Annotated in this window: 23 protein-coding genes; 13 read left to right on the forward strand and 10 right to left on the reverse strand. The window is 67.1% G+C overall.

The window, feature by feature from the left end:
- The first annotated feature begins 16 nt into the window (after positions 1 to 16).
- Positions 17 to 496 (forward strand): MarR family winged helix-turn-helix transcriptional regulator, encoded by a 480-nt coding sequence (locus OG474_RS23115; protein ID WP_405064450.1) that lies wholly within the window; start codon positions 17 to 19, stop codon positions 494 to 496.
- A gap of 133 nt (positions 497 to 629) precedes the next feature.
- On the opposite strand, the gene OG474_RS23120 is transcribed toward OG474_RS23115, so the two are convergent.
- Positions 630 to 1,079 (reverse strand): MarR family winged helix-turn-helix transcriptional regulator, encoded by a 450-nt coding sequence (locus OG474_RS23120; protein ID WP_405064451.1) that lies wholly within the window; start codon positions 1,077 to 1,079, stop codon positions 630 to 632.
- Positions 1,080 to 1,215: 136 nt separating this feature from the next.
- Here OG474_RS23120 and OG474_RS23125 point away from each other — a divergent pair, with 136 nt between their 5' ends.
- Entirely contained in the window at positions 1,216 to 1,935 is a 720-nt protein-coding gene (locus OG474_RS23125) for an alpha/beta hydrolase (RefSeq protein WP_405064452.1), read from the forward strand.
- Between the two features lie 33 nt (positions 1,936 to 1,968).
- Here the strand turns inward: OG474_RS23125 and OG474_RS23130 are convergent, their stop codons facing one another.
- Complete coding sequence (locus tag OG474_RS23130) at positions 1,969 to 2,511, reverse strand: TetR/AcrR family transcriptional regulator (protein WP_405064453.1); 543 nt, start codon at positions 2,509 to 2,511, stop codon at positions 1,969 to 1,971.
- 63 nt (positions 2,512 to 2,574) lie between these two features.
- Between OG474_RS23130 and OG474_RS23135 the strand changes: the two genes are divergently transcribed.
- The 6 genes from OG474_RS23135 (at position 2,575) to OG474_RS23160 (ending at position 7,137) form a co-directional block, all read left to right on the forward strand.
- Positions 2,575 to 3,543: an SDR family NAD(P)-dependent oxidoreductase gene (locus OG474_RS23135; RefSeq protein WP_405064454.1), complete on the forward strand. Its 969-nt coding sequence runs from the start codon at positions 2,575 to 2,577 to the stop codon at positions 3,541 to 3,543.
- Between the two features lie 96 nt (positions 3,544 to 3,639).
- Entirely contained in the window at positions 3,640 to 4,101 is a 462-nt protein-coding gene (locus OG474_RS23140) for a cupin domain-containing protein (RefSeq protein ID WP_405064455.1), read from the forward strand.
- Between the two features lie 95 nt (positions 4,102 to 4,196).
- Positions 4,197 to 5,093 (forward strand): alpha/beta hydrolase, encoded by an 897-nt coding sequence (locus tag OG474_RS23145; protein ID WP_405064456.1) that lies wholly within the window; start codon positions 4,197 to 4,199, stop codon positions 5,091 to 5,093.
- A gap of 64 nt (positions 5,094 to 5,157) precedes the next feature.
- On the forward strand, positions 5,158 to 5,739 hold the full coding sequence (locus OG474_RS23150) for a TetR/AcrR family transcriptional regulator (RefSeq protein ID WP_405064457.1): 582 nt from the start codon (positions 5,158 to 5,160) through the stop codon (positions 5,737 to 5,739).
- Positions 5,740 to 5,771: 32 nt separating this feature from the next.
- The gene (locus OG474_RS23155) at positions 5,772 to 6,788 is read left to right on the forward strand and encodes a DUF4241 domain-containing protein (protein WP_405064458.1); all 1,017 of its coding nucleotides are present in this window, start codon (positions 5,772 to 5,774) and stop codon (positions 6,786 to 6,788) included.
- A 115-nt stretch (positions 6,789 to 6,903) separates the two neighbouring features.
- Positions 6,904 to 7,137, forward strand: a complete 234-nt coding sequence (locus OG474_RS23160) for a hypothetical protein (RefSeq protein WP_405064459.1) — start codon at positions 6,904 to 6,906, stop codon at positions 7,135 to 7,137.
- Between the two features lie 53 nt (positions 7,138 to 7,190).
- Here OG474_RS23160 and OG474_RS23165 read toward each other — a convergent pair whose 3' ends face one another.
- Positions 7,191 to 8,045: a haloalkane dehalogenase gene (locus OG474_RS23165; RefSeq protein ID WP_405064460.1), complete on the reverse strand. Its 855-nt coding sequence runs from the start codon at positions 8,043 to 8,045 to the stop codon at positions 7,191 to 7,193.
- Between the two features lie 24 nt (positions 8,046 to 8,069).
- Positions 8,070 to 8,279 (reverse strand): three-helix bundle dimerization domain-containing protein, encoded by a 210-nt coding sequence (locus OG474_RS23170; protein ID WP_405059619.1) that lies wholly within the window; start codon positions 8,277 to 8,279, stop codon positions 8,070 to 8,072.
- Between the two features lie 183 nt (positions 8,280 to 8,462).
- Here OG474_RS23170 and OG474_RS23175 point away from each other — a divergent pair, with 183 nt between their 5' ends.
- Positions 8,463 to 9,152: a TetR/AcrR family transcriptional regulator gene (locus OG474_RS23175; protein WP_405064461.1), complete on the forward strand. Its 690-nt coding sequence runs from the start codon at positions 8,463 to 8,465 to the stop codon at positions 9,150 to 9,152.
- Here OG474_RS23175 and OG474_RS23180 read toward each other — a convergent pair.
- From OG474_RS23180 to OG474_RS23195, 4 genes are all read right to left on the reverse strand, one after another.
- Positions 9,121 to 9,420: a hypothetical protein gene (locus OG474_RS23180; RefSeq protein ID WP_405064462.1), complete on the reverse strand. Its 300-nt coding sequence runs from the start codon at positions 9,418 to 9,420 to the stop codon at positions 9,121 to 9,123. The genes OG474_RS23175 and OG474_RS23180 overlap by 32 nt on opposite strands.
- Before the next feature lie 133 nt (positions 9,421 to 9,553).
- On the reverse strand, positions 9,554 to 10,252 hold the full coding sequence (locus OG474_RS23185) for a GntR family transcriptional regulator (protein WP_405064463.1): 699 nt from the start codon (positions 10,250 to 10,252) through the stop codon (positions 9,554 to 9,556).
- Positions 10,253 to 10,269: 17 nt separating this feature from the next.
- Positions 10,270 to 11,046 carry an alpha/beta fold hydrolase gene (locus OG474_RS23190; protein WP_405064464.1) on the reverse strand — a complete coding sequence of 259 codons (777 nt, stop codon included), beginning with the start codon at positions 11,044 to 11,046 and terminating at the stop codon, positions 10,270 to 10,272.
- Positions 11,039 to 12,157, reverse strand: a complete 1,119-nt coding sequence (locus tag OG474_RS23195; protein ID WP_405064465.1) for an FAD-dependent monooxygenase — start codon at positions 12,155 to 12,157, stop codon at positions 11,039 to 11,041. The genes OG474_RS23190 and OG474_RS23195 overlap by 8 nt, the downstream gene beginning before the upstream one ends.
- A gap of 104 nt (positions 12,158 to 12,261) precedes the next feature.
- Here OG474_RS23195 and OG474_RS23200 point away from each other — a divergent pair, with 104 nt between their 5' ends.
- Both OG474_RS23200 and OG474_RS23205 read left to right on the forward strand, forming a co-directional pair.
- Positions 12,262 to 12,669: a hypothetical protein gene (locus tag OG474_RS23200; protein WP_405064466.1), complete on the forward strand. Its 408-nt coding sequence runs from the start codon at positions 12,262 to 12,264 to the stop codon at positions 12,667 to 12,669.
- Positions 12,670 to 12,758: 89 nt separating this feature from the next.
- Positions 12,759 to 13,583 carry an SDR family NAD(P)-dependent oxidoreductase gene (locus tag OG474_RS23205; RefSeq protein ID WP_405064467.1) on the forward strand — a complete coding sequence of 275 codons (825 nt, stop codon included), beginning with the start codon at positions 12,759 to 12,761 and terminating at the stop codon, positions 13,581 to 13,583.
- A gap of 12 nt (positions 13,584 to 13,595) precedes the next feature.
- On the opposite strand, the gene OG474_RS23210 is transcribed toward OG474_RS23205, so the two are convergent.
- A complete protein-coding gene (locus OG474_RS23210; protein ID WP_405064468.1) occupies positions 13,596 to 15,011 on the reverse strand; it encodes an aldehyde dehydrogenase family protein in 1,416 nt (471 codons plus the stop codon).
- Positions 15,012 to 15,125: 114 nt separating this feature from the next.
- Between OG474_RS23210 and OG474_RS23215 the strand changes: the two genes are divergently transcribed.
- Positions 15,126 to 15,593 carry a nuclear transport factor 2 family protein gene (locus OG474_RS23215; protein ID WP_405064469.1) on the forward strand — a complete coding sequence of 156 codons (468 nt, stop codon included), beginning with the start codon at positions 15,126 to 15,128 and terminating at the stop codon, positions 15,591 to 15,593.
- Entirely contained in the window at positions 15,590 to 16,393 is an 804-nt protein-coding gene (locus OG474_RS23220) for an SDR family NAD(P)-dependent oxidoreductase (protein WP_405064470.1), read from the forward strand. The genes OG474_RS23215 and OG474_RS23220 overlap by 4 nt, the downstream gene beginning before the upstream one ends.
- 5 nt (positions 16,394 to 16,398) lie before the next feature.
- On the opposite strand, the gene OG474_RS23225 is transcribed toward OG474_RS23220, so the two are convergent.
- Positions 16,399 to 17,208 (reverse strand): helix-turn-helix transcriptional regulator, encoded by an 810-nt coding sequence (locus OG474_RS23225; protein WP_405064471.1) that lies wholly within the window; start codon positions 17,206 to 17,208, stop codon positions 16,399 to 16,401.

Consider the following 17,208-nt stretch of genomic DNA (forward strand, 5'->3'; position numbering starts at 1 on the left):
CCGTTAGCCTTGAGGCATGTCTCGCTCCGGTGCCGATCTCGCTTTGCTGTTGCTCGGAGGTTTTCGCAGTCTGGTGGATGCGGCACACGCTGAATTGGCTGCCCGCGGGCATGCCGATGTCCGTCCCGTCCACGATTTCGCGATCCGCGCGATTGCGGCTGGTGCCGACAACGCCTCCGAGCTCGGCCGTCGGATGGCGGTCTCGAAGCAGGCGGCGGCAAAGACGATCGCCGTACTGCAGGAGCGTGGCTACATAGCCCGCGACGTGGATCCTGCGGATGCCCGCCGCAAACGGCTGCACGTGACGCCGGAAGGGTTCGGTCTGCTGGCTGAAGCCGAGGCGATCTTCGACGAATTGCGCGATCGCTGGGGGCGGCAGATCGGCACCGACCGGCTCACCGAACTCGAGACGCAGTTGTCGGCGCTGGTTGGCGGAGACTCCCTGCGTCTGGATACACCGGGCTGGATCGCGCAAGATCTAGGTGAGTCGATCTAGGCAAGCTGCTGCCGGGTTCAGGGACGAAGGTACCCGCGATATCGGCGCTGGGTATCCCACCCCCGACCTGCTCATCCACTTCAATCAGGTCTCGGCAGCGCACTTCCGGTGACGCCGATCGCGCAGTGTGCGATCAGTAATTCTCGCCGCAGAGTTCGGTATCGGCGACCTTCTCCAGCAGTCGCTCGAGCTGGGCTCGTTCGCCGGGAGTCAGGGCCGCGAAGAGGTCGTCGTCCGTGCCGGCCAGGATCGCGTCGACCTGCGCCAGCGTCTTGGTGCCCTTGGGGGTGATCGTGACGATGTGCCGCCGACGGTCCGCGGCGTCACGCTGCCGGGTGAGGAGGTGCAGCCCTTCCAGCTCATTGAGCACCGCGACCAGTGCGCTCGGGTCGACGCCGAGGAGGTCGATCAATGCCTGCTGGTTGACCGGCCCATCGGCCAATTGCGTCAGCGTGAAGACCGATCGCAGGGTGAGGCCTCGTACGGCGAGGGCGCTGCGAAGGCGGGCGCCGGCCACCGCGCCTCGGCCGGCGAGGAGTGCGCCCAGCCCGGACCGGAGCGCTGTGCGCGTCGTCGATGCCATGCGTCCGATCATACCCTCCTCTGCAATGGTTGCGTTTGAATAATCGTTGTAGGCTTTCAACGATTAGACATCCACCGCCATGGAATGCCATGTTCGCCGACCGTGCAGGTCGGCTGCTGGCAGTAAAGGATCAGATATGTCCACGTATGTACTCGTGCACGGCTCATGGCACAGCGGCGAGAGCTGGAAGCGCGTGGTTCCGCTGCTGACCGCAGCGGGGCACCGCGTCTTCGCTCCATCGCTCACCGGCCATGGCGACAAGATTCATCTGCTCGGCCCGGATGTTGGCCTCGACACCCACGTCGCGGACGTCGTACGGCTGATCTCCGACGAGGACCTCACCGACGTGGTGCTGGTCGGTCACAGCTATGCGGGGCTCGTCGTCACCTCTGTGATCAATGAGATCCCGGAGCGGATCAAGCACCTGGTCTATCTGGATGCCATGGTGCCCGAGAACGGCGAATCCGTGGTCGACATCATCCCGACGGCTCAATTCCTGATCGACCAGGCCGCCGGGACCGACGCCCCGTGGCGCATTCCGCCGCTACCCGAGATGCCTCCGCCTGCCGGCTTGTTCGGTGTCACCGACCCCGAGGATCAGGCCTGGCTGCGCACGATCCTTTCCGACGACCCGATCGGCTGTCTCCAGCAACCGGTCCGGTTGGACAACCCTGCCACGACCGCGATTCCTCGTACTCACATCCACTGCGCTGTCGGCGCCCCGCCGACCCGGCGGCCGGTCGCCCCGTTCCAGCCCAACGGCGATCCGGCACAGGTCTGGGAGCTGCCCACCGGTCACGACTGCATGATCACGATGCCGGCCGAGCTCAGCGATCTGCTACTCAAGCTCGCCTGATCTGCCGCTCCCGGTGGGAGGAAGCCGAGCTTGTCAGTGCACCAGCAGATCGACAGCGACCTTCAGTCGTTCGAGGTAGAACGCCCGCGATTCGGCCTGATGCTTGAGGCCGATCGACGTGCTGATCATCGTCCGGGCGACAGCGGAGGCCGCCTCTTGCTCCGAGTCGACGGCGATCGCATCCGTGATCAGCTCCTCGAAACGTCGCGGCGCCGTTTCCACGATCTGTCCGAGCAGGTCGGGGTTGTCCTCGATGACGGCCGTGACCTCGCGAGCCAGTGGGCCGGTGTAGCGGCCCGCCCACTGGTCGAACGCTTCGACGAGGCGCTCCGGAAGGGGACGGCCAGTGTCGGCCAGGACGTGCTCGACCGCTGCGATGTCCCGCTCCAGCGCCTGGGTGACCGCGGCACGAAAGAGAGTCTCCTTCGAGGAGAAGAGGAAGTAGAGCCCGGGCCGGGAGATGCGCGCCGCCCGCGCGACCTCGTCCATCGAGGTCTTCCGGTAGCCGAATCGCGCGAACGTGGCCATCGCGGAGTCCAGGACCATGCCGCGGCGATCGGTGTCGGGACTGGTCATGAGGCGAGCATACGAGCGATAGTCAGACTATACAAGTTCAGTCTATTGCGTATAGTCGAAGATATGAGCCAACCCGCCATCTCCACGCCCTTCACTGCCGCCAGTACGGCGGATGACGTACTGCGCGGCGCTGATCTCACCGGCGTCCGCGCGGTCGTGACGGGAGCATCCTCCGGACTCGGAATCGAGACGGCTCGAGTGCTGGCCGCTGCCGGGGCGGAGGTGGTCCTCGCCGTCCGGAACGTGATGGCAGGTGAAGCTGTCGCCGACGCGATCGAGAAGTCGACGGGAGGGCTACGGCCCCGGGTGGCCCGGGTCGACCTCGCCTACCGGACCACCGTCGCACAGTTCGTCGACACGTGGAGCGGCCCACTTCACCTGCTGATCAACAACGCGGGCGTGGTCACCAGTGGCCTCGAACGAACGCGCGAGGGCTGGGAGCTGCAATTCGCGACCAACCATCTCGGTCACTTCGCCCTGGCCACCGGCCTTCACGACGCCCTGGCCCTGGGAGCGGCCGACCGTGACGGCGCACGGGTGGTGTCGGTCAGTTCGACGGCGCACATGCGTTCCGGTGTCGACTTCGACGACCTCCACTTCGAGCGTCGCGACTACGACCCGCAGATCGCCTACGCCCAGTCGAAGACGGCGAACTCGCTCTTCGCCGTCGAGGCGACCCGCCGTTGGGCGTCCGACGGCATCGTCGCCAATGCGGTCAACCCCGGTGGTGTCGCGACGGGACTGCAGCGCAACTTCACAACACGACAGAAGGCGTCGCTCGACGCGGCCGAGGCCGCTGGGGTCTTCACCTACAAGACGGTCGAGCAGGGTGCCGCCACCAGCATCGTCGCGGCCGTCGCCCCCGAGTTCGCTCACTCCGGCGGCCACTACCTCGACGATTCACAAGAGGCCTACGCGGTGCCGAACGACGCCGACCTGGCGCAGCACCCGCATGGCGTCAAGGAATGGGCGCTCGATCCCGCCGCGGCCGAACGCCTCTGGGCCGTCTCGGCCGACCTGCTCCGCGGCTGACCTCAGCTTTCGGTGGTTACCGTGTCCGGCGGCAGGTAGTCTGACCACCAGACTAAACGGACGATATCGTCCGTCTATGGTTGATTGGAGCCGGCAATGAGCATGGCCTACCTGGCGCAGCCGCAACAGCAGCAACAACTCGAATGGCTCGGCGGTGGCACCCTGGCGGTGTTGCTCGACGGGCTGGCCACGAACGGCCAGCTGATGATGGGCCGCTTCGACGTCCAGGAGGGCGAGGCGCCGCCGTACCACCAGCACACCAACGAGGACGAGATCTTCTTGCTGATCAAGGGGACCGCGCTGGTCTGGTGTGACGACGAGGAGTACGAACTGGCCGAGGGGGGAGTGGTGTTCCTGCCCAAGCAGGTGCCGCATGCCTACCGGATCACCTCCAAGAAGGCCGACCTGCTGATGATCAACACCCCGGCCGGTATCGAAGGGATGTTCCGTGAAACCGGCTGGGACAAGTCCACACCGCGACCGCCTGGTCACGAGGTGAAGCCCGATGCGGCGATTGCCACGAAGTACGGCAACGTCATCGTCGGGCCACCACGCTGACCTTCGGGCCATCTCCTGCCACCCAAAGGGACCTTCATGACCATGAACCGCAACAGCCAAGTGTCGAACATCGGCAACCAGAAGGAGACGGTCCGATGAGTCGCGAGCAGCGCGAGCAGCTCGACCAGATCTTGCGGCACGGCGAGTTCGACATCGGGGGAGACGTCGACGAGCAGCGCGTGATCTTTCACGAGATGATCTCCTCGGTGCCACTGCCCGACGACATCGTCACGACGCCGGGCGAGCTCGGCGGGGTTCCGGTGATCACGGTCGAGACTCCGGGCAACGATCCCTCAGTGGTCGTGCTGTACTTCCACGGCGGTGGATACGCCCTCGGGTCAGCGCCGGACTCGGTCGGGTTGGCGGCCGACGTCGCTCGCCGGGTCGGGGCGCGTGCGATCACCGTCGACTACCGGCTCGCTCCCGAGCATCGGTATCCCGCAGCGGTCACGGACGCGGTCGCCGCGTATCAGGCGCTGCTCGACAGCGGCGTACCGAACTCCAAGGTCGCCTTCGTAGGCGAGTCGGCGGGAGGTGGTCTGGTGGTCGCGACACTGGTCGCGCTCAAGGAGGCCGGCTTGCCGCAGCCGTCATCGGCAGCGGTCTTCTCGCCGTGGGTCGACCTCACTTTGTCCGGCGACAGCATGAAGACCAAGGTTGAGGTCGACCCCGCCCTGACCCCGGACGGCCTTCGCCGTCGCGCCGGCGACTATGTGGCAGGCGGGGATGCTGCTGCCGGGACGGTGAGCCCCGTCTTCGCCGACCTCACCGGTCTGCCGCCGCTGCTCATCCAGGCCGGTTCGCACGAGATTCTCCTCGACGACGCCGTCCGACTCGCGGCCCGCGCGGCCGCGCACGACGTACTGGTGCAGCTGCAGGTGTGGCCGGAGGTGCCGCACGTTTTCCAAGGGTTTGCCGCACTTCTCGACGAGGGTGCCGCGGCGCTCGACTCCGCTGCTGCCTTTACCAAGGCGCAGTGGGGAGCCGAGTAGCCCGGGGCAACTGTGGCGCAGCCGCCGGAGAGTCGGCAGCGCCGTGGTCTGCGATCATGGCGACGTGAGTGAGCCAGTTTCGAAGGCCGCCGGACGTCGGCGCGGGCCGCGGCGCGATGCACTCGACAACCGTGACCGCGTCCTGACCGCCGCGATCATCGCCGTCCGGCGTGAGGGCGCCGCCGTACCTATGGCGACGATCGCGGCGGACGCCGGCGTCGGCGTCGGGACGGTCTATCGCCACTTCCCGTCGCGCGATGCGCTGCTCGGAGCCCTGGCACACCGATCCGCCGAGATGGTGCTGGACTCCGCGCGTTCAGCCGCCGCTGACGACCGGCCCCCGCTCGACGCCATCCGCGCCTTCCTCTACCAGACCATCAGGCACGGCAGGGAGCTCGTTCTGCCGATGCACAGTGGTCAGCCGCTGACCGATCCCGCGACGAAAGCGCTGATGGCCGAGGTGCACCGCATCCTGGACTCGCTGATCAGTCAGGGCCGCGACGACGGCACGATCCGGGCGGAGATCAGCAAGGCCGACGTTGTTCTGTTCGGCGCGCTCCTGGCACAGCAACTCCCGCAGGTCAGAAATTGGACTCAGGGTGCGCGCCGCCTGGCGGACATCTTCATCGCTGGGCTTCGGCCCTGACGGTGCGTCCGGCGGCCGGTACCGTCAGGGCCGTGAACCGGGATGATGTGCGTGCGCGGGTAGAGGCCTTCGTAGCTGACTTCCATGCGGCTTGGGAGCGGGCCGGCAAGCCGCCGAGCTCCTTGGGCTCCGACCACGCGGTCGATGCGTGGAGAGGTGAACAGGCGGTGCTCGTCGACGCTCATTTCACGCCCGGAGCCAGTACCGGCGAGGAGAACATGCTCAGCGGGCGTCCAGCGCACGATCCCTCGCTGGAGACCATCACCGAGGTGAAGGTCGAGACTGATCGCGCGACAGTGCGCTCGGTCATGGGCGACGGTTCGATGCCGACCTACTACGCATACCGCCTTGTGCGCGACAACGAGCAGTGGAAGATCAGCCGGCTTCTCGGCTTCCTCGATCCACCAGGAGTGCCGCTGGTCGACCCCGCCGAGGCGGAGGCCCTGCTGAGCTCAGCGAGCTTGGACGCTGCCCTGCCCGCAGACCTGGAGCTCGATGTGGCAGGTCTCTTCGCCCACGGGCGCCAGGTCGCCCTGCTTGGCGAAACGGTCTCGCTCGAGGTCATCCACCTCGGTGAGGTGACCTGCGGATCAGGGGTACTGACCGTCCGAGACTTCGGCTACGGCGCATTCGACCTGGCGCCACTGGCTCGTCGGCTGCGCGCCGGTATCTACCGGGTCGAGGTCTCCAGAGCCGCCAGTACGAACGTCGCACTGCGACTGCTCATCTCCGAGGCGCCGGCGGTCAGTTGGCACCCCGCCGAGGAGCCCGGGGAGTCGAACGTCATCGGAGTGGACGCCGGCAACGTGGCGATCCTCGATCTCGCGACGCTCGTGAGTTGCGAGGCCCAACAGGTCGAGGAGTTGTTTCAGGAGCAGTCCTTGCTGCTTCTTGATGCAGCGGGCACGGTGTTCAGCCTCACTGGCGACGCGAACGATGCCGTCATGGTGACAAGTGGGTACGGCGACGGCGCCTACCCATGCTACTGGGGAGTGGCCGACGACGGCACGATCGCCGCACTCGTCGTCGACTTCCTGGTACTTCACTAACCAGCCGATCGGCCGCATCGGCTCCGTGCGGTACACCTTCGTCTGCTCGTCGCCGTAGTCCCAGCGGCCATGGACAGTACGCCGATCAGGCCGAGCCATCTCAGAATCCTCAAGGATGTGCACCCCGCCGGCGGTGATGAGCTTGTCCGCGGCGGTCGGTACGGCGTACTGCAGCGGATCGGGCGTGCGGCGGCCGCCGACCTCGTTCAGCAGCACGAATCCGTCGTACCGGTTGCCCGGCTCGAGCCTGATCTGCCCCCCGGCGATCGCCGGCGTCGGAGTGGCCGAGATGCCAAGCAGAATGTGCAAGGTGGTCGTCAAGCGGTCAGACCTCGATCAGCCGCTGTAGCTGCGCAGCGGCCGCGGCGAGGCGGCTCGCGTCCGGTTTGGTCGACGCAGCAGTCAGGTCTGGCCAACCTGCAGCCAATCGGCCAAGGCGGTGGCGATTTGGAGGGGTCGGTCCTCGGGAAGGAAGTGGGTGCCGGCGCCGACGTCGACGATCGTCAGGTTTCGGCCGTGGGTTCGGCACCAGTCGACCTCGGTGGGGCCGATGACGGCGCCGGGGGTGGCGTGGATGAGGAGCTTGGGGACGGTTGGGTCTGCGATGACGGCCTGGTTGGCGATGACGACGTCGGTGACGTCGGCAGGTTCGCCATTGACAGGGATCTCGCGTGGCCAGGCGAGCATCGTCCGTCGGTCGAGCGGGTCGAGGAAAGGTGCACGATAGGCGTCCAGTTCCTCGGTGGTCAGGGTGCGAAGAACACCTGAGGGAAGTACTTTCTCGATGAAGAAGTTCTGTTCCAGGATGAGCGGTTCGGCGAGCTCCGGGCTCCTGAGGCGCTGGAACAGGTCACGGCTGTCCTCGTCGAAGTCTTCCCAGTGAGCGATCGGGTGGAGATGTCCTTCCAGGAACGCGACTGCACGGACCTGGTCAGGTCGGCGTCGCGCCAGGTCCAGCGCGAGTACCGCTCCCCAGTCATGACCGACCAGCGTGAACCTGTCGATTTCGAGCGCCTCGATGAAAGCGTCGAGATACGCCGCGTGATCAGCAAGCCGGTAGTCGATGTCGGGCCTGCCCGACTTGCCCATGCCGATCAGGTCCGCGGCGAGACAACGCCAGCCGTGCTTCGAGACCGGCTCGAGGATGTTGCGCCACAGGTATGACGAGGTGGGGTTGCCGTGGAGGAAGACGACAACCTGACCCGAGCCGATGTCGTCATAGTGAATCCAGCTGTCGAGTACGTCGATCGTTGGCATCGGGACCAGCCGCTGTCGAGCCGCCTACGCGCCGGTGCTTGTCAAGGTCCGAAGGCGATGCTTCGCGGCGCGCTCTACGAACAACGGAACGAAATCGCGGATCGGGTTGCCGTCGAACTCGAGTCGGCTGTCGGCGACGGCGCGTTCTATGGTGTCTGGGGAGAGGCCAGAGAACTTCTTGGTGAGTCGCTCGGCTGCTTCGGCTATCGCGCGGTCTTCATCAGAGCGGTTCATCTGTCCAGATGAACGTGGAAAGCGCCGTGACGCAAGGCTGTTCACCGAGTGTTCGTTTGGCGCGCCCAACCTCCTCAGCGGCTGCCGAGCTCTTCCGCCGGTCACCCGTGAAGTCCTGCGCCGCGCCGAGCCGGGACGCTTGACCTGCCCCTGGGTCCGCGTGGGGTAAGTAGGCTCTGTCGCATGCCGCACGACAAGCTGTCACTCGAGCAGATCGTGACGGCTGCGGTGCAGATCCTGGACGCCGATGGCGTCGCAGGACTGAATCTGCGACGTCTGGCTATCGGGCTGGGTGTCGCTCCGTCCGCGCTGTACTGGCATGTCCGCAACAAGGATGAACTGCTCGTTCTGGCCGGCGACTACGCCTGGAACGAAGTCGACCTGCCATCGCCCGGGCGGCTCGGCTGGCAAGCGGCCGTCGTCGAGCTGGCGAGCAGCATTCGGCTGATGCTGACGAATCACTTCTGGCTGGTCACCACGATGAGCACCCACGTGATCTACGGCCCGGGCAAAGCGCGCGTCGACGATCACAGCCTCGGCATCTACGAGGAGGCCGGATTCACCCCCGAGCAGGCCGACCAGGTCGCAGCGACGGTGTTGATGTTCGTCCTCGGGGCCGCACAAGGCGACGCGTCCGAGCGAGCGTGGCAGGCCCGGCTACGGCGTACCGGCGTTGACGAGCACGAGGCGTTCCAGGCGGCCGTCGATGAAGTCAACGCCGTCGCGCAGGAGTTTCCGCGGCTACGCGTTCGCCAACTGTCCAGCGCGGCTCCGGCGAGCGAGCAAGACCCCTTCCGGTTCGGCCTGCAAGCCATCATCGACGGCCTGCAGGCCACGCTGCTCAGCGGAAGTGTGCGGCGGCCGCAGGAGTAGCCAGTACGACGATCACCAGCAACAGCCCGACCGTGGTGAGCAGGAATCGCGCAAACCGCAACGGCCGCAGCCACTCCGGATACTCGTGTGCCGCCGCAGCGACGATCGCCTCGGCATCAAGTCGACGTACGACGGGATCGCTGGACCGGCGAAACGCCGTACGGGTCCATCGAGCAGCCATCAACTGCCCCGACGTGACGAATCCACCGACAATGAAAAGCACTCCGCGGATCCGCACCACTGTCCAACCTCCCGCGCGGCCACTCATGCAGGTGATCCTGAGCGTGACCGCCCCGAGCCGAGCAGAGTTGGTGAGTGCCGGCGGTCCGCCCCCGAACCCTGGCGACCTTTGTGGGTTCAGTGGCCGGGCAGGAGCCGCGGTCCGATGGACGATGCACCGGTCAGGCGGTGTCTTGCCGGCGGAGGAGGTGTTGTTCCTCGGCCCAGCGGATGGTGGCGTCGACGGAGGAGAGGATGTGGCTGGTCATCAGGTCGCGGGCGGCGTCAGGGTCGCCGTTGACGACCGCGTTGGCTACGGCGGCGTGTTCGGCCAGGTTGCGGCGGAGGAGCTGGGTGCTGCCGGCGTAGGCGGCATAGGCACTGTTGGCGGGCAGGCGGCCGTGGATGTCCTGGATGCTGAGGGACAGCTGGCGGTTGCCGGAGGCTTCGACGATGACCGAGTGGAAGGCGTTGTTGGACTCGGCCCAGCGGCGGGCGCGGTCATCGGTGCCGGGGTCCAGGTCGAAGTCGCGCCAGGCGGCTTCCATGCGTTTGACCTGGTCGTCGGTGATGCGTTGCGCGGCCAGGCCGGCGGCGAAGCCTTCGAGGACGGAGCGCACCTCGCCGAGTTCGCGGATGTCGTGGCTGGAGTGCCCGTTCACCCGGGCACCGCGGTTCTTGACGATGCTGACGATGCCTTGGGCGTGCAGGACGCGGAGTGCTTCGCGGACCGGGGTGCGGCTGGTGCCGAACTCCTCGGCCAGCGCTGCGTGACGCAGCCAGGATCCGACCGGGCGATCGCCGAGCAGGATGCCGCGTTGCAGGGCGAGCAGGATCTCGTCGCTCTTCGCGAGATCGCCGCCGTCCGGGTCCGCAGTCATGGCCTCATCGTTCCAGATCATTGCTGCACACCGGAGGAGCGGAGTACGAAGTCGCCGATCAGTTGCGCGGTGTCCGCTCGGTTCTCGAAGGTGAGGCCGTGCCGTAGTCCGTCGAGTACCTGCAAGGTGGCGCCGGGGATGAGCTCGGCGATCCGCGCGCCTGTCGCGGCCGGGATCACCGGATCGTCGGAGCCGTGCAGCACCAGTGTGGGCGCAGTGATCGTAGGGAGCAGGTCGCGGCAGTCGTGGGTTGTCATTGCGGCGAGTCGGCGGGTCGACTGCTCGGGCGATCGGCCGGTGAGCAGCTCGGCGATTTCGGTGCGCAACTGGGGGTCGGCCGCTGGGCTGAGGATCGCCTCGGCCATGAATGCCCGTCGTTCTTCCGGAGTGCGCTCGGCCAGCCCCAGCATCTCCCTGCTGAACAGAGCCATAGCCGGTGACGTGGAGATCAGCACCAGACTGCGGACCCGTTCCGGCCGCGCGATTGCGGCATGCATCGCGATCATGCCGCCGAACGACGTCCCGACCACATGGGCGCTGTCCAGTCCGAGCGCCTCGATGAACGCGATGCAGTCCTGCCCCAGATCGGCCATCGTGTAGTCGCCGGTGAATCCGGTGGTGTCGCCGCTATCGCGCTGGTCGTAGGACAAGGCGTGGATATCCGGTGCGAGCAGTGGACGCAGGCCGTCGTACTGGCGGTGGTCGGCCTCGTTCCCATGGCACATGACGAGTGGTTCGCCAGTGCCCGACTCGACGTAGGCGATCGTGAAGGGGCCGGACGCCACCTCAGGCATCGACGGCCCGCGCCAGCCGATGCCGGCGGTCGATCGCCTGCTGGCTAGCGGGCACCATGATCTCCGCGTTGGCGTCGACGCTCGCCTGCGCCCGTGTGACGACCGGCGACATCCGTTGCTGGTAACGGGAGAACGCCGACGCGAGGTCGCCGTCGACGGCCAGTTCGTCGGCCAGCGTCGCGGCGCCGAGCATCGCCAGCGACGTACCCATGCCGGACAGCAGCGCGCTGCAGTGTGCTGCGTCGCCGATCAGTACGACGCGGCCTCGCGACCACGTCGGCAGCTTCACCTGGCTCACGGCGTCGAAGTAGAACTCCGGTACGTCGAGCGCCGCAACGACCGCCGGTATCCGCCAGCCGGTCTCCTCGCGGTAGGCCTCGCGAACGATCTCCCGCTGCCGAGCGATGTCGCGGTAGTCGTGGTCGAGGAACGGTGAGCGGAACAGCGCCATCGCCACGGCGCGGTCGCCGTAGTTCAGCACCGAACACATCCGTCCGGGAGCGTTGTACATCCGGCCACCGAGCTCGGGCGCCAGCGTGGTGGGCACTTCGAACAATGCGACGTAGATGCCGAGGTGGTGCACGAACTGTGCCTCGGGGCCGAACGTCAGCCGCCGTACCGTCGAATGCAGCCCGTCCGCGCCGACGACGAGATCGACGCGCCGGACCGTTCCGTCGCTCAAGGTCACGTCGACACCGTCGGTGTCCTCGGCGACTGCGGTCACCGTGGTCTCGTAGCGCAGTTCCACGGTCGGCAGGTCGATGGCCGCGAGAAGCGCTTCGTTCAGCACTCTCCGCGAGACCTCGATGTCGTTCTCGCCCTCCTCGTAGAACTCGCCGGCGACGAGCTCGGGCGTCATGGTGCCGAGGACACGATCTCCGGCGTCGACGAAGGCGGTGCCCAGGATCATCTGGATCCGGGCGCGCTGGAGGGTCTCCAAGATCCCCATCCGCGCGGCGACCTCAAGGGCACCGGCGCGTACGTCGATGGCCAGGCCGCCATTGCGGACGGTGGGTGCGGACTCGACCAGGGTGACGCGATGACCCTGGGAGCCGAGCAACTGAGCGAGGGACAGGCCGGCTGCACCGGCACCGCAGATCAGCACGTCCACTGTGCTCCACCTTCCCAAGTGCACATCATCATGGTGAGATTGCATCCAATATTGCAGAATTTGGCTTTCCTGGGAACAGCCGACCGGGCCGGAAGAGGTTCACCATGAGCGATGCCGACGAGACCACCGCGCAGTACCCGAGTGCGCCGGGAGACACCCTGATCTTCGAGAACGACCGGGTTCGGGTCTGGTCGATGACCCTGGCGGCGAACGGGGGTATGTACGACTTCCATCAGCACCACCACGACCACGTCATCCTCTGGCCCGACGCCGGGCTGGCCGAGGCGCAACAACTGGGCGACGAAGGCTGGCCACTGCGCCAGCAGGCGGAGCCGGGGTACGTCGTCTTCAAGACCGTGGGCTCCGGCGGTCCGCTGACCCCGCACCGCATCCGCAACCTTGGCGACGCGCCCGTGACCCACTACATCGTCGAACTGATCAGCGAACCGTCGCCGAGCCCGACGTCCTTACCTGCCGAGACGAACGGCCGCGGCGAGACGAACTATGTCTGAGCGCGGTCGGTCCCGGATCGTAAATGAGAACGCTCGTTTTGCTTTGGAGTACGCTCGAAGTGGGGGCCGAGAGTAGAAGGAGCGAGAGCGTGGCGAGTGCGGAGTTGGGTTCCGAGGTTGCGTTGGTGACCGGCGCTACCGGTGTGATCGGCCGGGCGATCGCGGCCGAATTCGGGGCACGTGGTGCGGCCGTGCTGGTGACCGGGCGGCGTAAGGAGGTCCTGGATGAGGTGGCGGACGGGTTGCGCCGCAGCGGCGTCCGGGTCGAGGCGGTCGTCGGGGACGTGACGGATCCGGTGCATGTGGAAGAGGCCGTCGCCACGGCGAATGAGGCGCTCGGGCCGGTCACGACGTTGGTGAACAATGCCGGCGCGGCTGAGGGGATGGCCACGGTCGCCGACAGCGACCCGTCGGATTGGCGGGACACGCTGTTGAGCAATGTCTACGGGCCGTTCCTGTTCGCGCATGCGGTGCTGCCGTCGATGCTCGCGGCCGGTCGCGGCCGGATCATCACGGTGGCAAGCCGAGCCGGTACGGCGGTTGTCCCGGGCAGCTCGAGTTATGTCGTGTCCAAGACCGCGGTCATCCGGTTGAGCGAGGCGATCGCCGTCGAGACTCAGGGAACCGGGGTGACCGCGTTCAGCCTGCACCCGGGCGGCATCCCCAACCCCTCGGTGGAGGGCATGATCGAGCGCGGGCTCGTGCCCAGGGACCGCTTCCCGGATCGCCCGGACGACGCAGCCCGGATGATCGCCGACCTCGCGAGCGGCCGGTACGACGTACTGTCCGGTGCCTACCTCGATCTGAACGACAACCTGGACGAGGTCGCCGAGCTTGCCGCGCGGCAGACCCCGGTCCGGATCCTGCGTGTCACGGACCTGCCCGACGACTTCCACGCCGTCCCGATGTTCTGACGGCCATCGCTGTCATGCCGAGCGCTTGACGGTCAGAGTCTGGGACTCGGTGAACTCGAGCAGACCGGCCAGGCCGCTCTCGGTTCCGATGCCGGACTGCTTCAGGCCGCCGAATCCGACGAGCGGGCTGAGGTGCATGATCTCGTTGACCCAGACGGTGCCGGACTGGATCCGCTGAGCCACCGCGAAGCCGACGTCCGGATCGGCGGACCACACGGATGCGCCAAGTCCGTACTGGCTCGCGTTGGCACGGGCGATCGCGTCGTCGAGGTCGTCGTACCTGAGCAAGGGCAGGACCGGGCCGAATTGCTCCTCCTGGACGATGCGGGAGTCCTCCGGCGGGTTGTCCACGAGGGTCGGCTGAATGAAGAACCCAGAGGATGCGTCGGGCAGGCCGCCGGTCAGGAAGCTGTAGCCGTTGCGCTCGCAGTCCTCGAGCAGACCGACGACGGTGTCGTACTGCCGCCGGTTGGAGACCGGGCCGAGCTGGACGCCCTCCTCGGTCGGATCGCCGACCTCGACGCTCCGTGCGTAGGTAGTGAGCTTGCCGGCCAGTTCGTCGTAGATGTCCGCGTGGATGTAGATCCGCTTGGCCGCAAGGCAGATCTGGCCGGAGTTGCTGAAGGCTGCCCAGAAGAGCTTCTCCGCCGTCTCCTCGATGTCCACGTCAGGCAGCACGATGGCCGGGTCGTTGCCGCCGAGTTCGAGGGTGATCCGGCTGAGGGACTGCGCGGCGGCTGCCATCACCAGCTTGCCGGTGCGGGTCGACCCGGTGAAGCTGATCTTGTCGAAGCCAGGATGTGCGGTGACCTGTGCGCCCAGGCTGTCGTCTCCGCTGATGACGTTCAGGACACCGGCCGGTACGACGTCCCGCAGGATCTCGCCCAGCTTGAGATTCGCCAGCGGCGCGGCGGGCGATGGCTTCAGGACGACCGTGTTCCCGGCCAGCATCGCCGGGCCGACCTTGAAGGACGCCTGGCCGAGCGGGTAGTTCCAGGGGGTGATCGCGGCGACCACGCCCAGGGGGACCCGGCGCGTGATGGAGAGGCGCTCGGTGTCGTCCTGGTTGACAGTTTCGGGCAGCTCCAGAGCGGCGGTCTCCCGCAGCCAGTAGCCGAGTCCGAAGACCTCGGTCCGGGCCACGTCGATGGGCTTGCCCTGTTCGGCGGTGATCAGCCCGGCGAGCACTTCGGTGTTGGCGTCGACGGCATCCGCCATCGCGATCAGTACCTTCTGCCGTTCCGCGACGGGGCGAGCAGACCATGCCGGCAAGGCGTTGCGTGCCGTGGCGACGGCTGCGTCGAGCTGCTGTGGCGAGCAGTTCGGCGCATCGGCGACGACCGCACCGTTGGCCGGGTTGACGACCGGAAAGAAGGCGTTGCCGTCGACGGCGGTGCCGCCGATGGTCATCGTGAAAGGAGAAGTCATGCTTCCACTGTGGAACCGTGGCCGCAGCTGAAGAAGGGTGGCTGTACCTGGGTGTGACGCTCCTAGGCAGAAGCACCCTTCCACGGTCCGGCCGGCGGCGCGAATGATCAGTGCATGGTGGATTATTCGGAATTCGAGGCACTGGCCCCGTTCCTGCGACTGGTCGAGGAATCCCTGGCGGGGCTCGTCGACGGCGATCGGTACTTCGACCTGTTCGCCGAGGACATCCTGATGGAGTTCATCTACGCGCCACCGGGTACGCCGCCCTCGATCCGGGGACGGCAGACGATGATCGACGCGTGGCGCGGGTACGGCGACATCATCTCGCTCGACCGGATGAGCAACGAGAAGATCTACCGGACGACCGATCCCGACGTACTGATCCTCGAGTACGAGAGCCACGGCAAGGGAGTCGTCACCGGGCGCCCCTACCACCAGAAGTACCTGTCGATCGTCACGATCAAGGATCGTCAGGTCGTCTACTGGCGCGACTACTCCAATCCCCTCGTCGTGAGCGAGACCATCGGCGGCCCGGACCAGATGGCACACGCGATGTTCTCGCCGCAGGAGAACGAGTCATGAGCGATTTGGCCACCGGCTACGCCCGCCCGCCGTGGACGGACTACGCGCGGATGTTCGACCTGACTGGCAGGAAGGCCCTGGTCATCGGTGCCGGTGGCGGGATCGGCCGCGCAGCTGCCCACGGGCTCGCCGCCCAAGGAGCGCACGTCGTCTGCGCCGACCGTGACGGTGCGGCGGCGGAGGACACCGCGGCCGCCATCGACGGCGAGGTGTGCGAGCTGGACCTGCTGGATCGTGCTGCCGTCCGGGCGACCGCCGAAGAGCTGACCGATCTCGACATCGTCGTCTTCACCCCGGCAACCAATGTCCGGCGGCCGCTCCTCGACTACACCGACGCCGAGTTCGACCAGATCTTCGCCGTCAACATCCGCGCCGCCTTCGACATCGTGCGCGCCTTCGGCAAGCCGATGACGGCGCGAGGACGTGGCTCGATCATCGGTACGTCGTCCATCCGTTCACTGGTCACCGAGCCGGGGCAGGGCCTCTACGCGGCATCCAAGGCGGGCCTCAACCAGCTGCTGCGCGCGGCCGCGGCGGAACTCAGCCCGTACGGCGTTCGGGTCAACGCCGTCGCGCCGGGTGTGACGGAGACCGGGATGACCCTTCCGCTCCGCTCCGACGCCGAGCGGTACGCCGCCTATGCGTCGCACACCACCCTCGGTCGCTGGGCCCGGCCCGAGGAGCTCGCCGGCGCGATCGTGTACCTCGCCTCGGACGCGGCGAGCTATGTCACCGCGAGCGTGCTCGTCGTCGACGGCGGTTGGACGGCGATCGACGGCCCGTACAGTCACTCGGTCTGATCGGTTCAGTGCGCGGCAGCATCGGCGTACAGGGATCCGAGCAGGGCCAGCGAGTCCTCGTCGGGGGAGCCTGCTGCGGCAGTTCCGACCAGCAGGTACTGGCCGGGCGCGCTCTGAACGGTGAAGGTCTGGTAGGTGAGGGTCAGCTGGCCGACGTCAGGGTGGTTGAAGGTCTTCGACTTGGCGCCCAGGCTGCTGACGCCGTGCTCGCGCCAGAGGCCGGCGAAGTCCTTGCTGCTGGCAATCAGTTCGTCGACCAGCGCCCGGACCGCCGGGTCCTCGTCCGCTGCCAGCCGGAGCGCCTCGACCGCGTCCCTCGCGACGGCTTCCCAGTCGGCGAAGAGCTCGCGGGCGACCGGGTCGTGGAACAAGGTGTGGAGCATGTTGCGTGGGTCCGCGAACCGGGACAGCAGCGCGTTGGCCAGGTCGTTCGACGCGAGCACCTGCATCCGGCGATTGATGACATAGGCAACGGCCGTCGAGAAACCCGCGACCAGCTCCAGCAGCGCCGGGTCCACCTCGTCGGACTGCGCGTCGTCGGACTCCGGAACGATGCCGGCCATCCGGTACGCGTGCAGACGGGCATCCGCGCTGAGACGCAGCGCCCGGGCGATAGCACTCATCACCTGGCCGGACGGTCGTCGTTCCCTGCCTTGCTCCAGCCGGGTGTAGTAGTCGGCGCTGACGCCGGCCAGCACAGCAACCTCTTCACGGCGCAACCCCTCGACCCGGCGAGCTCCGGAGTTCGGGAGCCCGACGTCCTCAGGGCTCAGCTGAGCGCGCCGCAGCCGCAGAAAGTCACCCAGTTCGGTCAC

Origin of the sequence: Kribbella sp. NBC_01505 (assembly GCF_045040285.1) — a bacterium.
Classification (GTDB): Bacteria; Actinomycetota; Actinomycetes; order Propionibacteriales; family Kribbellaceae; genus Kribbella.